Origin of the sequence: Bosea sp. 124, assembly GCF_003046175.1 — a bacterium.
Taxonomy (GTDB): Bacteria; Pseudomonadota; Alphaproteobacteria; order Rhizobiales; family Beijerinckiaceae; genus Allobosea.
This window is the reverse complement of record NZ_PZZM01000001.1, coordinates 55,392-69,030: the sequence shown is the minus strand read 5'-3', so window position 1 is coordinate 69,030 and position 13,639 is coordinate 55,392. Positions and strand designations below refer to the sequence as shown.

The 13,639-nt window shown below is 67.0% G+C and carries 15 protein-coding genes and 2 tRNA genes; 12 read left to right on the top strand and 5 right to left on the bottom strand.

Translation table 11 applies throughout. From position 1 onward, the window contains the following. Positions 1-98: 98 nt before the first annotated feature. Both C8D03_RS00355 and C8D03_RS00350 read left to right on the top strand, forming a co-directional pair. Positions 99-2,012, top strand: a complete 1,914-nt coding sequence (locus C8D03_RS00355; RefSeq protein ID WP_108044480.1) for an ABCB family ABC transporter ATP-binding protein/permease — start codon at positions 99-101, stop codon at positions 2,010-2,012. A 218-nt stretch (positions 2,013-2,230) separates the two neighbouring features. Beyond that, positions 2,231-2,725, top strand: a complete 495-nt coding sequence (locus C8D03_RS00350; protein ID WP_348981687.1) for a hypothetical protein — start codon at positions 2,231-2,233, stop codon at positions 2,723-2,725. Positions 2,726-2,737: 12 nt separating this feature from the next. Here C8D03_RS00350 and C8D03_RS00345 read toward each other — a convergent pair whose 3' ends face one another. Further along, positions 2,738-4,105 carry a cytochrome P450 gene (locus C8D03_RS00345; protein WP_248308298.1) on the bottom strand — a complete coding sequence of 456 codons (1,368 nt, stop codon included), beginning with the start codon at positions 4,103-4,105 and terminating at the stop codon, positions 2,738-2,740. Between the two features lie 792 nt (positions 4,106-4,897). On the opposite strand from C8D03_RS00345, the gene C8D03_RS26685 reads away from it, so the two are divergent. From C8D03_RS26685 to C8D03_RS00330, 3 genes are all read left to right on the top strand, one after another. Next, positions 4,898-5,395: a hypothetical protein gene (locus C8D03_RS26685; RefSeq protein ID WP_248308297.1), complete on the top strand. Its 498-nt coding sequence runs from the start codon at positions 4,898-4,900 to the stop codon at positions 5,393-5,395. Positions 5,396-5,459: 64 nt separating this feature from the next. After that, positions 5,460-6,236, top strand: a complete 777-nt coding sequence (locus C8D03_RS00335) for a phosphatidylserine decarboxylase (RefSeq protein WP_282568534.1) — start codon at positions 5,460-5,462, stop codon at positions 6,234-6,236. An 85-nt stretch (positions 6,237-6,321) separates the two neighbouring features. Beyond that, on the top strand, positions 6,322-7,158 hold the full coding sequence (locus tag C8D03_RS00330; protein ID WP_108044477.1) for a CDP-alcohol phosphatidyltransferase family protein: 837 nt from the start codon (positions 6,322-6,324) through the stop codon (positions 7,156-7,158). A gap of 28 nt (positions 7,159-7,186) precedes the next feature. Here C8D03_RS00330 and C8D03_RS00325 read toward each other — a convergent pair whose 3' ends face one another. Further along, positions 7,187-7,498, bottom strand: a complete 312-nt coding sequence (locus C8D03_RS00325) for a hypothetical protein (RefSeq protein ID WP_181300557.1) — start codon at positions 7,496-7,498, stop codon at positions 7,187-7,189. Between the two features lie 399 nt (positions 7,499-7,897). Between C8D03_RS00325 and C8D03_RS00320 the strand changes: the two genes are divergently transcribed. Next, positions 7,898-8,506, top strand: a complete 609-nt coding sequence (locus C8D03_RS00320) for a Maf-like protein (RefSeq protein WP_108044475.1) — start codon at positions 7,898-7,900, stop codon at positions 8,504-8,506. A gap of 125 nt (positions 8,507-8,631) precedes the next feature. Here C8D03_RS00320 and C8D03_RS00315 read toward each other — a convergent pair whose 3' ends face one another. Continuing rightward, a complete protein-coding gene (locus tag C8D03_RS00315; RefSeq protein ID WP_146170013.1) occupies positions 8,632-9,075 on the bottom strand; it encodes a hypothetical protein in 444 nt (147 codons plus the stop codon). 235 nt (positions 9,076-9,310) lie between these two features. Here C8D03_RS00315 and C8D03_RS00310 point away from each other — a divergent pair, with 235 nt between their 5' ends. From C8D03_RS00310 to C8D03_RS00295, 4 genes are all read left to right on the top strand, one after another. Further along, complete coding sequence (locus tag C8D03_RS00310) at positions 9,311-10,132, top strand: SDR family NAD(P)-dependent oxidoreductase (protein WP_108044473.1); 822 nt, start codon at positions 9,311-9,313, stop codon at positions 10,130-10,132. Continuing rightward, entirely contained in the window at positions 10,125-10,349 is a 225-nt protein-coding gene (gene yacG, locus C8D03_RS00305; protein ID WP_108044472.1) for a DNA gyrase inhibitor YacG, read from the top strand. Before C8D03_RS00310 ends, yacG begins: the two co-directional genes overlap by 8 nt. A 121-nt stretch (positions 10,350-10,470) precedes the next feature. Next, a complete protein-coding gene (locus C8D03_RS00300; protein ID WP_108044471.1) occupies positions 10,471-10,863 on the top strand; it encodes a hypothetical protein in 393 nt (130 codons plus the stop codon). A 71-nt stretch (positions 10,864-10,934) separates the two neighbouring features. Beyond that, a complete protein-coding gene (locus tag C8D03_RS00295) occupies positions 10,935-11,261 on the top strand; it encodes a hypothetical protein (RefSeq protein ID WP_146170011.1) in 327 nt (108 codons plus the stop codon). Between the two features lie 90 nt (positions 11,262-11,351). On the opposite strand, the gene C8D03_RS00290 is transcribed toward C8D03_RS00295, so the two are convergent. Together C8D03_RS00290 and C8D03_RS00285 are read right to left on the bottom strand one after the other, a co-directional pair. Further along, positions 11,352-11,708 (bottom strand): hypothetical protein, encoded by a 357-nt coding sequence (locus C8D03_RS00290; protein ID WP_108044469.1) that lies wholly within the window; start codon positions 11,706-11,708, stop codon positions 11,352-11,354. Between the two features lie 262 nt (positions 11,709-11,970). After that, positions 11,971-12,046, bottom strand: a tRNA-Phe gene (locus tag C8D03_RS00285). A gap of 201 nt (positions 12,047-12,247) precedes the next feature. Here C8D03_RS00285 and C8D03_RS00280 point away from each other — a divergent pair. Both C8D03_RS00280 and C8D03_RS00275 read left to right on the top strand, forming a co-directional pair. Then, positions 12,248-12,338 (top strand) — tRNA-Ser (locus C8D03_RS00280). Positions 12,339-12,520: 182 nt separating this feature from the next. Next, positions 12,521-13,639 carry a mandelate racemase/muconate lactonizing enzyme family protein gene (locus tag C8D03_RS00275; protein ID WP_108044468.1) on the top strand — a complete coding sequence of 373 codons (1,119 nt, stop codon included), beginning with the start codon at positions 12,521-12,523 and terminating at the stop codon, positions 13,637-13,639.

Below are 13,639 nucleotides of genomic sequence, written 5' to 3'. Positions count from 1 at the left end.
CAAGGCAGCCGCCGCTGCAATCCCGTCCTTCGTCCAGCCCACATGCATTTGCCGGCGATTGCGCCTATATCAGCGCCCCAACCTGGAATCGTCCCAAGATGTCTCCGCCTGCCGCGCCGCCACCGGCGCCGACCCTCGTGCGTCCTGCCTTGCTCCAGCCGGGGTCGGGCTTCGTCGAGACCTTCCGTGCGCTCTGGCCCTATCTCTGGCCGGCGGACCGTGCCGATCTGCGCAAGCGCGTCGTCGCCGCCTTCGCCCTGCTGGTGCTCGGGCGCATCGTGCTGATGGGCGTGCCCTTCGCCTTCAAATGGGCGACGGACGCGCTCGCCGATACGCCATCGAGCCTGGAGCGCTGGCTGCCCTGGCTGGTGGGGGCGCCGCTGGCGCTGACGGTGATCTACGGTCTCGCGCGCGTCGGCTCGGCCGCCTTCATCCAGGCGCGCGACGCGCTGTTTGCGCCCGTCTTCATGCATGCGGTGCGGACGCTGGCGCTGCAGACCTTCGGCCATCTGCATCACCTCTCGCTGCGCTTTCATCTCGAGCGCAAGACCGGCGGGCTGACGCGGGTGCTGGAGCGTGGCCGCAACGGCATCGAGGAGATGGTCCGGCTCGGCCTGAACCAGCTTGTGCCCGTCGTCATCGAACTCGTGCTGATCACCGCCGTCCTGCTGACGATCTTCAACTGGATCTATGTCGTCGTGCTGGTGGTGATGGTGACCACCTATATGGCCTACACCATCAAGGCGACGGAATGGCGCATCGCCATCCGCACCCAGATGAACGAGTCCGACACGGACGCCAATTCGAAGGCGATCGATTCGCTCCTGAACTACGAGACGGTGAAGTATTTCGGCGCCGAGGCGCGCGAGACCGCCCGCTACGACCTGTCGATGGCGCGTTACGAGCGTAATTCGATCAAGGCCTACACCTCGCTCGCCTGGCTCAATTTCGGTCAGGCGGCCATCTTCGCGACCGGGCTGACGATCTCGATGGTGATGGCGGTGCAGGGCTTCCGTGCCGGCACGCTGACCGTCGGCGATTTCGTGCTGATCAACGCCATGCTGATCCAGCTCTACCAGCCGCTGAATTTCATGGGCACGGTCTATCGCGAGATCAAGCAGGCGACGCTCGACATCGAGCAGATGTTCTCATTGATCGGCAAGGACCCCGAGATCCAGGATAAGCCCGGCGCGAAGCCGCTCGCCGTGCTGGCCGGCGAGGTCACCTTCGAGGATGTCCAATTCGCCTATATCCCCGAGCGGCCGATCCTGAAGGGCATTTCCTTCACCGTGCCGGCGGGCCGCACGATCGCCATCGTCGGCCCGTCCGGCGCCGGCAAGTCGACGATCTCGCGCCTGCTGTTCCGCTTCTACGAGCCGCAGAAGGGCCGCATCCTGATCGACGGCCAGCCCATCGCCGATGTCCAGCAGGTGTCGCTGCGCGCCGCCATCGGCATGGTCCCGCAGGACACCGTGCTGTTCAACGACACGATCGAATACAACATCCGCTATGGCCGCCCGGAAGCGAGCGAGGCGGAGGTCGAGGAGGCCGCCCGCCTTGCCCAGATCGACCGGTTCATCAAGTCGCTGCCGGAGGGCTACGCCACCTCGGTCGGCGAGCGCGGCCTGAAGCTGTCGGGCGGCGAGAAGCAGCGCGTCGCCATCGCCCGCACCATCCTGAAGGGTCCGCCGGTGCTTGTGCTCGATGAGGCGACCTCGGCGCTCGACAGCTTCACCGAGAAGGAGATCCAGGACGCGCTCGACCGGGTCAGCGAGGGCCGCACCACGCTGGTCATCGCTCACCGCCTTTCCACCGTGATCAATGCCGACGAGATCATCGTGCTCGACAAGGGGCTGATCGCGGAACGCGGCCACCACCGCGATCTCCTCGCCGCGAACGGCATCTACGCCGCGCTCTGGAACCGCCAGCGCCAGGTCGACGAGGCCAAGGCGACCCTCCAGCGTGCCACCGCCGAGGAAGAGCCGAGCGTGCGGGTCTCGCTGACGCCGTAAGGCAAGCTCCGGCCGTTTCTGTCAGGGTCGGGCTTGTCCCGACCATCCACGTCTTTGCTGGTCGAGACCTGTGTTCAAGACGTGGATGCTCGCCACAAGGGCGAGCATGACGGCGTGCGGTGCGGTTCGTGGCGGCCAGTCTAAAACCCCTCGCATCTGCGGCGCGCTTCCTGCATCCTGACGAAGGGGAGCCTCCGGCTTCCGCGCAGGGCCGGGGGATGACCATGTTCAATCCGACGACGTTCGTGGGCTTCCACACCTGGCTCAGCCTCATAGCCATCGTGGCGGGCTTCCCTGTCGCCGCCGGCCTGCTCAAGGGGCATATCCGCCCGGGCTGGACCGGCGTCTTCCTTTCGACCGCCTTCGCCACCAGCGCGACCGGCTTCGGCTTTCCCTTCAACGGCCTGCTGCCCTCGCACATCATCGGCGCGATCTCGCTGGTGCTCGTCGGGATCGCCGGCTTTGCGCTCTATGCCCGCCGCCTCGACGGGATTTGGCGTCATACCTACGCCGTCACGGCGATGCTGACCTTCTACCTCTTGCTCTTCGTGCTGGTGGCCCAGCTGTTCTCCAAGGTCGCGGCCTTGCGGGCGCTGGCGCCGACCCAGTCGGAGCCGCCTTTCGCGATTTCGGAGGGGCTGCTGTTCGTCGCCTTCGTGGTGCTGACCTGGCGCGCGGCGCGGCGCTTCACAAGCTATCGCGCGCACGCCTGAGGTCAGCCGAACTCAGCCGCGCGCGATAGCTCTCATCCGCAGCGGCTGCTTCGGCCGCAGCGTGATCTTCAGCGTCGGCTCCGGCGCGACAGCCGAAAGCGGTTCCAGCCGCAGCGCCGGCAGCAGAACCGCGAGGATCGCGACCGCTTCCATCGTGGCGAAAGCGCTGCCGATGCAGATGCGCGGCCCGGCGCCGAAGGGAAGATAGGCATAGCGATGCCGTCCGCGCGCGGCTTCCGGCGCAAAGCGGCCGGGGTCGAACACATCCGGCCGCTCCCAGAGCAGCGCGTGCCGATGCACGGCCTGGATCGGCACATAAAGCACCATGCCCTCCTTCAGCGAAACGCCGCCGAGCGTGAAGGGCGCCTCGACCTGGCGCGTGATGACGGGCGCGGGCGGGTAGAGCCGCATCGCCTCCTGGAACACGGCCCTGGTCAGCGGCAACGCCGCGACATGCTCCGGCCGCAGCAGTCCGTCGCTCGTGACGCGAGCGATCTCGTCGAGCACGGCCGCCTCGTGCTCGCGATGCTGGGCGAGCAGATGGAGCGTCCAGGCGAGCCCGAGCGCCGTGGTCTCATGGCCGGCCGTGACGAAGGTCAGCAGGTTGTCGACAATCTCGGCATCGCTCATCGCCCGGCCGGTTTCCGGATCGGCGCTGCCCAGCAGCATGTCGAGCAGGTCGCCACGAGGCTCCGCATCGGCCCGGCGCTGCGCCACCAGCCGGCCGAGGCTCTCGCGCAGATAGCCGACAGAGGCCCTAGCCTTGCCGCGGCCGGGATAGGGCAGCCAGTCGGGCGCGCCGAACAGATTGTAGACGAACATGAAGTTCGTCGGTTCTAGATAATCCGAGATCGCGCGCTCGACCTTGCCGACATCGAGGGCCTGCGAGCCCGACAGCATCGTCTCTACGATGATGTCGAAGGTCGTGCGCATCATCTCATGACCGATGTCGAGCGCAGCCGCGCCGGCTCGCCAGCGCTCACGCGTCGCCTCGGCGGCCGCGATCATCGCCGGCAGGAAGCCGAGCAGCCGCTCATGCTGGAAACCCGCCGCCACCGCCTGCCGCTGCCAGCGCCAATGCGCGCCATCCGCCGTCAGCAGGCCTTCTCCGATCGCCGGCCCGAGCACCTTGCGGATCAGGTCGCCCTTGCCGAGGCAGGCGGCCTGCTTCGTCAGGGCCTCCTGGATCAGCGGCGGATCGCAGACATAAAGGCTGGTGCGGCCGCCGGTCTTCGCCAGCACGAGCTTCTCGCGATAGACCTCCGGAGGCATTGCCTGCAGCGGGTTGCGCAGCAGCGAGGCGATCACCGACAGCGCCGGCCGCCGGCTCTCCACCAGACCGGACGACGCCGTCGCGTCCAGGGCGGTGAGTGTCGTCACGATGCGGTTTCCATCATCATGACGCCATGCTCCCTCCGGAATGAGGCGCCAATGCGCCGATCATCGGCCGCCGTTCCATCGGCCGATGATCGGCAGGATTTCGCCTGTGACGGGCTCCCTGCTGCCGATCGTCACGGGAAGCGCAGCGGCGCCGACGTCCCCTTGCACTTCGCAGGTGCGGGCCGTAGCCATGACGTCTCGACTTCGGCTGACGGTGGGCGAGATGTGGAAGCGCCTGCGCTTCGTGAAGGCACTTCTGGGGATCGCCCTTGTGTCCTGTTCCGCGGTCGGCTCCCGTGGCGCTGAACCGACGCAGGTTTGGTCGCTCTGGGTCTCGCAGCCGAGCCGCCCCGGCCTCCTGACGGCCTGCGCCGTGCCGAGAGGGCTGGCATGGCCGATGCCCGCTGCGCCGACGCTTCCCCATGCGCCCCTGCGACTCGACGAGGCTTTGACAGTCCGATGGCAGGGCGGGCAGTTCGCGCAATCGGCGCCGCAGGCTCCCTCTGTCCTGCCACAGGCGAGAGCTTGGAACCCTCTTGATTCCTGCTTCGTGCTGAGCGCCGGCGGTGTCGTGGTCGCTGCCGGGGCTGTCGTTCCGCGTCATTCGGCCCGGCTTCTCAGGGCTGACACGCTCGTGCTCCAGAGCGAGCAGCCGCTCGCGTTTTCGTTGCTGCCGGCCTTCCCGGCCGAGATCGACCGGCCTGTTCCATCCGAATGGCGCCAAATCCTGACGCCGATCAGCAAGCCAAGGGGGTCCTTGTCGCAATGATCGGGTCTATTGTCAGGTTGAGCTTGCGCCGTATCGCCGTGTTCACGGGTGTCCTGGTGGCGCTGATCTTGCCCGCCAGCTTCGCCCATGCGAGCGGGGTCAAGACAATCGGATCCTGGGCCGTGGTCACTCATGACAAGGTGGGCGGGCGTAAGGACGTCGCCGCCATCGTCTCCGGCAAGAAGTCGCCCTTTGGCCTGGCCATTCGCTGCATCGACGCCAATCTCTCGGCTGCGTTCGTTCCGTTGACAGAGGAGCGGCTTTTTGGGCCCACGCGGCGGAGCGCAACGCTGGCGCTGCAGCCCGATGCTCGGCCTTTGAGCGCGATCGATGGCGTTGTCGGCGACGATCACGCCATCCACCTGTCGTCTCCGATGCCGTTGCTGGAACTCGTGCTCACCACGGCGCGGCTGGTGGTTTCGGTTCCGGCCGCCAACGGCCATACCGCTTCCGCGACCTTCGATCTCACGGCGAGCCGGCGCGCACTCGCCGATCTCGTGCAGCACTGCCCGGGCGGATAAGGGACAAGCTGCCGCAGACCCCTTTCCCCGCGGCTCCGAACCCCCTACACCACGCGTCCAAAGCGTGCGGAGGTCATTCCGCCACAGGTCGCAGCCACATGCGCGGATACCGCGCCAGCCACATCACGGAACTTTAGCCATGTCGCTCGTCGATTCCGTCCGCAAGGTGATCGTGCCCATCCACAAGGAAGGTTACGTCTTCATCGCCATCGCGCTGGTCGCGACGATCGTGCTCGCCAATCTCTGGTCGCCCTTCGGCTGGATCGGCTCGATCATCACGCTCTGGATCTGCTATTTCTTCCGTGATCCGATCCGGATCACGCCGCAGCGCGAGGGGTTGGTGATTTCGCCGGCGGATGGCCGCGTCAGCCAGATCGCCTCGGCCCTGCCGCCGCCGGAGCTCAACCTCCCGGCTGAGCCGATGACGCGCATCTCGATCTTCATGAACGTCTTCGACTGCCATGTGAACCGTGCCCCGGTTCCCGGCCGCATCGTCAAGATGGCCTATACGCCGGGCCTGTTCCTCAATGCCGAGCTCGACAAGGCGAGCGACGACAACGAGCGCAACGCACTCGCGATCGAGACCACGGCCGGCATCGTCGGCGTCGTCCAGATCGCTGGCCTGATCGCGCGCCGCATCGTGCCCTTCGTCAAGGAGGGCGACGTCATCGGCACCGGCGAGCGCTTCGGCCTGATCCGCTTCGGCTCGCGCGTCGATGTCTACCTGCCGCTCGGCGTCGTGCCGCTGGTCGGCGAGGGCCAGACCGCCTTCGCGGGCGAGACGGTGCTGGCCGATTTCGCCGGCAGCGAGCCGGCGCCGCGGATGTTCCGCGGGATTTGAGGGGCTCCCCTCTTCCCTTCTGCCGTAAGGGGAGAAGGGAAGAGCCACCTAGCCTCCGCCCCCGAAACCGCGTATTCCGGCTCGCATGAGCGATCTCTTTCCCCCCTTCGAGCCCGAGCGCGTCGAATCGAAGCGCGCCCGCTTCAAGCCGATCCCGTTCCGGCTGATCGCGCCCAACGTCATCACCCTGCTGGCGCTCTGCCTCGGGCTGACCGCGATGCGCCTCGTCGTCGAGGGCAAGCTCGAGACGGCGACGATCTGCATCCTGATCGCAGCCGCGCTCGATGGCGTCGACGGCCGCCTCGCGCGGATGCTCAAGGGCACCTCGCGCTTCGGTGCCGAGCTCGATTCGCTGTCGGACTTCGTCAATTTCGGCGTCGCCACCGGCTATGTGCTGTGGATCTTCGTCCTGCACGACCTGCGCTCCTTCGGCTGGATCATCGTGCTGACCTTGGCCTGCGCCATGGCACTCCGGCTCGCGCGCTTCAACGTCATGATCGACGATCCGAATCGCCCCGAATGGCAGAAGAACTTCTTCGTCGGCATGCCGGCCCCTGCGGGCGCGATCACCGCGATGCTGCCGCTCTACCTGCATTTCATCGGCGTGCCGGTGCAGGATTACGGCGCGGTGCCGGTCGGCGCCTATATCCTGTTCATCGCCTTCCTGACGATCTCGCGCATCCCCTGCTATGCCGGCAAGACGCTGGGCACCCGCGTGCCGCGCGACCGGGTGCTGCCGATCTTCGTCGCGGTGGTGGTGGTGGCGGGGCTGCTCTTCGCCTATCCGTTCGAGATGCTGGCGCTGGTCGTCATCACCTATCTCGCCTTGATCCCGCTCAGCGTGGCGCGCTACCGCAAGCTCGAGCGCGAGCACGCCGCCGCTGCGGCAGAGCCGCTGGAAGCGCCGGCCGAAGGAGCCTGACGAAACCCGGGCCTGAAGGCTTCGGCTTTCAGCGCTTGCGGCTGGTCAGCCGCGCCACATTGGCGCTGGTGCGCTTCGAGAACGGCTCCAGCGTGCTGTGGGCGACCTTGACGGCCTCCGCGGCCAGATCGATGCGGGCGAGCGGGTTGAGCGCCATGCCCCACCAGAACATCGCCGTGGCGTGACCGGCAGCGAAACCACTCTCCATCACGGCCGAGACCTTTTCGCTGACGGCCTTGGCCGCCTCACGCTGGCCATGGCTGTCACCGAGCGCGCCTCTCACCAGCAGCGGCATGCGCATCGCGATCGTCAGTCCGGCATCGGCGTGCAGGCTCATCATCCTGCTGGCGAGCGCCTGCGCTTCACCTCCCGCGGCCGTCGCGGCACGCGGCTTTCTGCTCGATCGGGCCATGGGTTGGGAAACTCCGGGACTTCGGGAGAGGTTGGCTGATGGGTGCATCCGCAAGGCGGCCACGAGGTCAGCCCTGCAATGTGGCGGGTTCCGACCCGTTGTGCAATGCGGTAGGCGGTGAGGGGCTGCCCTATTTATGCGCAAGGTGAATGACGCGCCCGCTTTCGTGGCAATGTCCCGCGTCTGTTGCAACACGAAACGGGCGGATTTATCCATCGCCGAAAATGCTCTAGAGCCTGTTGCACAGCGCGGCGTCCCGGCCGCCGGAACCGTATCGGGCTGCCCTTGAGCTTCTTCGCCTCTCCCAAACACCCCGGCTGGCGGCCGATGCTGGTGCTGGCCTCGGCCTCGCCGCGTCGCCTGGCCTTGCTGGAGCAGGCCGGGCTGAAACCCGATGCGCTGCTGCCGACCGATCTCGACGAGACACCGCTGAAGGGCGAGCGCCCGCGCGACCTCTCCCGCCGGCTCGCCCGCGAGAAGGCCCAGGCAGCCCGAATCGGCGCGGCCAGCCGCCCCGATCTCGAAGGCTGCTACATCATCGCCGCCGATACCGTCGTCGCGGTGGGGCGCCGTATCCTGCCCAAGGCCGAGATCGTCGACGAGGCCGCCGCCTGCCTGCGCCTGCTTTCGGGCCGTGCGCACCGGGTCTACACCTCGGTCGCGCTGGTGACGCCGGGCGGAGCGATCCGCGAGCGGGTGGTCGAGACCAGACTGCGCTTCAAGCGGCTCTCGACCGAGGACATCGAGACCTATCTCGCCTCGGGCGAGTGGCGCGGCAAGGCCGGCGGCTACGCCATCCAGGGCATCGCCGGCTCCTTCGTGGTCAAGCTCGTCGGCTCCTACACCGCCGTCGTCGGCCTGCCGCTGCACGAGACGGTCAACCTGCTCGGCGGCGAGGGCTTTCCTGTCCGCTTCGGCTGGATGAATGTGGGGTAAGGGCCAGTCGCGACAGGCTGTCGCGACTGATTCATTCCTGTCGGCTTGCCATCCGACTGTCCGGGAAATGTCCGCCTCCGGCAGCGGCATCGCTCGCCGCGGCGTCGCCGCCGGATGTCGGGAAATCACTTGAAGCCGATGAGCACCCCGTCGGCACCGAGCGAGAGCTGCAAGCCCTTGCGTTGCGTCGCCAGGCGCAGGGTCACGCCATTCGTGTTCCGCAGCCAGAGCCGCCCTTTGCCCTGATCGCCGAGCGCCCAGCCTTCGCGGAGCTGGACATAGGCGCCGGTGAAGTCCTTGACGTTGCTTAGCCCGTAGACCGTTCCGGTGGCCCGCAGGCGCGAGGCGCCGATGCCGCCGATGCCGAGGCCGCCGACGGTGATGCCATAGGAGCGGCCGCGGAATTTCAGGGTGCCGCCGCCGATCGCTCCAGAGCCGATGAAGGCGACCTGAAGCTGCTCGATCTTGACCGTGCCGGTGGCCGGGCCCAGTTGCGACGACTGTGCCGCCGCCGGCATGCTGGCGAAGAGGACGGCCATCAGGAGCGAAAAAGCTGCTGCTATCTTCATGGTTCTTGCTCCTGAAAAGGAAGCGGCGCGCCTGCCTGCCGCTGCGTTCGATTCCGACGCCGAAAGAAATTATCAGTATTTTTCAGTAGTGAACAGGCGTCGATGACTCGCGGATATTCCGGTTCCGCGAACCGCCCGTCCATCTCGCCCGGCCTTGCACCCCGTCCGATAACCCCCGATCCTGCACCCGCAAAACGCGCCGGCCTGACAAGGCGCGCCGAACGGAGGAATACGCATGTCCGGACGTCTGAGGGGAAAGGTCGCGATCGTCGCCGGAGCGGGTTCGATCGGGCCCGGCTGGGGCAATGGCAAGGCCACCGCCACGGTCTTCGCCCGCGAGGGCGCGAAGGTGATCTGCGCCGACATCAACCGCGACGCGGCCGAGGAGACGGCCGCCTTCATCCAGAACGAGGGCGGCCAGGCCTTCGCTGTGGAGACCGATGTGACCAGGGCCGATGCCATGGCCGATCTCGTGGGGCGCACGCTCGGTCGCTATGGCCGCATCGATATCCTCGACAACAATGTCGGCATCGCCGAGGTCGGCGGCGTCGTCGAACTCTCCGAGGAGGTCTGGGACCGCGTCTTCAGGGTCAACCTCACCGGCGCCTTCCTGGCGATGAAGCATGTCATCCCGGTGATGCAGCGCCAGTTCGAGGAGAGCGGGGAGGGCGGCTCGATCATCAACATCTCCTCGATTGCCTCGATCCGCTATACCGGCGTGCCCTATGCCAGCTACTCGGCCACCAAGGCGGCGCTGAACCAGCTCACCCGGACCACCGCCGTACAATACGCCCGCCAGAAGATCCGTGTGAACGCGATCCTGCCCGGGCTGATGAAGACGCCGATGATCGAGCATTCCGCCGGCCTCGCCCAGGTCTATGGCGAGGGCGACATCGACGCGATGTGGGCGGCGCGTGACGCGCAGGTCCCGATGGGCCATATGGGCGAGGCTTGGGACGTCGCTTATGCGGCCTTGTTCCTGGCCAGCGATGAAGCGCGCTACGTGACGGGCCTTGAACTCGTCGTCGATGGAGGAATCACGCTCAAATATGACTGACAACGACAATACGCCGCCTGCCGCAAGGCCGTCCCCGGTGAAGCCCTGCGCCATCTGCGGCAAGCCGGCGGTGGCGCGCTACAAACCGTTCTGTTCGGCGAGATGCGCCGATATCGATCTCGGCCGCTGGCTGAAGGGCAGCTATGTCATCCCCGGCGAAGCGGTCGAGGAGACCGAGACCGGCCTGCCGCCACGCGAACGCGACGAGGAGGCGTGACGGCGCCAGGCCGGTCTGCCTTCGTTTCAGCCCTCATTCATGATCGCGCTGCTAATCGGAACCTGACCAGCCATCCACGCATTGATTGCAGCCGGATGGTGTCGGGAGAAGGATACGCAGGATGTTCCGCAAGCTGACACTCATGGCCGTCGCCGCTGCGGCGCTTTTGTCCGTGGCCTCGGCAGGGGCGCAGGATTATCAGGTGGCGCAGGATGCCCCCTCGGCTCCACCGCCGGGCTATCGCTATCAGGCGCCGCCTCCCGGCTATCGCCAGCCCCAGCCCCAGCCCCAGCCGCGTCAGCGCTATCAGCCCGAGCCTTATGGCTATGAGCGTGGCTATGACGATCGGCGTCCGCGCTACGGCTATGACGAGCAGCCCTACCGGCCGCGCGGCCGGCGCTTTGGCGACTACTGCGCGACGTCGCGCGGCGCCTGCCAGACGCAGCCGCTCCCGGTGGGCTCGGCTTGCCGCTGCGATATCGACGGCATGATCAAGCGCGGCATCATCCAGTAGGCCGCTGGCCGTGGTTCGCCGCACTTGCGCGGGATGGGGGCGCTCGTGCGCCCCCATGGCTCTGAGGCCTGATGGCGCGCGGCGGCAGCGACCGCTCTATGGGGTTTGAAGCGATGGCCTATCGGGATGAACTCGAGCCCGTTCTCGAAGCCGAGCAGGTGCTCCGGCGCCGCATCGCGCTGCTTCTCGCGCAGGAGCGCGGCGAGCCCGCCGACGAGGCGCCATCCGGGTCGCAGATGCATGCGGCGGAGGAGGCCATCGATGCGTGGAGCGAGGAGGGTGAGGAGGCCCATGACAGCCGCGCCTTCCGGCCGCTGACGCCGCTCGAGGCGCTGCTCGCCGAACATCGCGCGGTCTGCGATCGCATCCTCGACATCCGTGATCGCCGCCTCTCCTGAAAGGCTGCCGGCGGGGGCAAGAAATGCACCCAAAAAAGATGCCCCCGCTGTTGCCAGCGGGGGCATCCGGGCAAGGGATGAACCCTGCGATCAGTAGCCGTAACCGCGGGCGTCGCGCGAACGCGTGCCATAGCCCGGACGGGAACCATAGCCGGGGCGGGGACCGTAGCCCGGCCTGGCGCCATAGCCGCCGCGATTCCCGTAACCGGGGCCGCGTCCATAGCCGCCGCCGCCACGCCCGTAGCGCTGCTGGCGCGCAGATTCCTGCATCATCAGCAGCCGGCGCTGCTTTGCGGCGGTCATCGTGAATTCTGCAGCCTGCCTGTCGAGCTGATGGGCAATCGCGGCAGGCAGGTTCCCCGCCGTCTCGGCCGCGGCGGGCGCAGCCATTGCGGCGCCTGCGAGAGCGATAGCGCCGATCATGCCGGCAAGGAACGTCCTGTTCATGTCAAATCCTTTCGCGCCGCGTCTGGCGGGCTCTGGGTAACGCCGAGGGTGCGGGATCGTTCCCCTCGGCCAAGGGAACAAGGGAAGGGCTGAGACCGCCCGCGATACGGTTCCGGCCGGAATACTTGGGGCGGGCGCATGATGCGGGCGTTTCACCGGGCCAGCCTGTGGAGTCGGTATCGCGCACCGTTCGGATCCCGTTGGTGACGCGCAAGGCTCTGCAAAGGCTCGAATCTCGACGGACGAAACGCCGGAAAGGAAATGGTGCCCAGACCTGGATTCGAACCAGGGACACTGCGATTTTCAGTCGCATGCTCTACCAACTGAGCTATCTGGGCGCCGGGGAAGCGTGAAGCCGCATCCCTGTTGGTGGGCGGGGTATAGTCGGTGGCGCTCGGGCTGTCCAGTCGCTTTGACGGCTTTGCGACAGCACCTGCGCCGCCATCGCGCCGCGGCCGGGAGGCGGATGCGGAAACACGCGGGAATGTCCATTCGACGGCTTGTCAAAGCGAGCGGCAATCGGGCATAGAGCGTCTAACGGAGACGTGGCCGAGAGGCTGAAGGCACTCGTTTGCTAAATGAGCATACCCCACAAGGGTATCGAGGGTTCGAATCCCTCCGTCTCCGCCACTTCCCTGATTGATCGTTTCGAACCACCAGAAGCGCCGCGCCCGCCATCTGCCCTTGCCGCGCATTGGGCTTTGCCAGCCGTCCTCCATCGCCGTTGAAGCGGCCGGCATCCTGTGGTCGAACTCTTGGCAACACGCCGTCGCAGCCAATTCACGCGGCGAGCGGAGGCCGGGAGGACCATTATGCGCATCGCCAGTATCGAACCCTTCATCCTGCATATCCCCGTCACGGGCGGGTCGATCTCCGATTCGACGCACCGCATCAGCCATTGGGGCGTGGTCGGCACGAAGATCGTCACTGAGGACGGGCTGGAAGGCTATGGCTTCACTGGCACCCATGCCGATCTGCCCTCCGACCGGCTGATCACCGCCTGCATCCGCGACTGCTACGCCCCGCTGCTGATCGGCGAGGATGCGGCCGAGACGAATCGGCTCTGGCTCAAGCTCGCCCGTCACCCGGCGCTGCAATGGGTCGGCCGCGCCGGCATCACCCAGCTCGCTCTTGCGGCCGTCGATGTCGCGCTCTGGGATCTCAAGGCAAAGCAGGCCGGCGTGCCGCTCTGGCATCTGCTCGGCGGCGCCAGCAAGCCCCGGCTCGAAGCCTACAACACCGATATCGGCTGGCTCTCGATTCCCAAGGACCAACTCGTCGACTGCTGCCGCAAGGCGGTCGAACGCGACGGCTTCCACCGCATCAAGGTCAAGGTCGGCTACGCCGACCCCGGCATCGATATCGGCCGGCTCGAGGCGGTGCGGCAGGCGGTCGGCTCCCATGTCACCCTCGCCATCGACGGCAACGGCAAATGGGACCTGCCGACCTGCAAGCGCTTCTGCGCCCGCGCCGAGCCGCTCGACATCTTCTGGTTCGAGGAGCCGCTCTGGTATGACGATGTCGGCTCGCATGCGGCGCTCGCCCGCTCGACCTCGATCCCCGTCGCGCTTGGCGAGCAGCTCTATTCGCTCGACGCCTTCCGCGCCTTCATCGCGGCCGATGCGATCCATTTCGTCCAGCCCGATGTGACCCGGCTCGGCGGCATCACCGAATACATCCAGGTCGCGGACCTGGCGCTTGCCAGCCGCCTGCCGGTCGCGCCCCATGCCGGCGAGATGAGTCAGGTCCATGTCCATCTCGCCTATTGGCATCAGGCGACGCCGGTCCTCGAATACATTCCCTGGATCAAGGACGCCTTCGAGGAGCCGGCCGATGTCGTCGATGGCTGTTTCCTGAAGCCCCAGAAGCCCGGCGCGGGCACGACGCCGACCGCGGAGGCCATCGCACGCTTCGCCAGGCCGCTGGCCTGA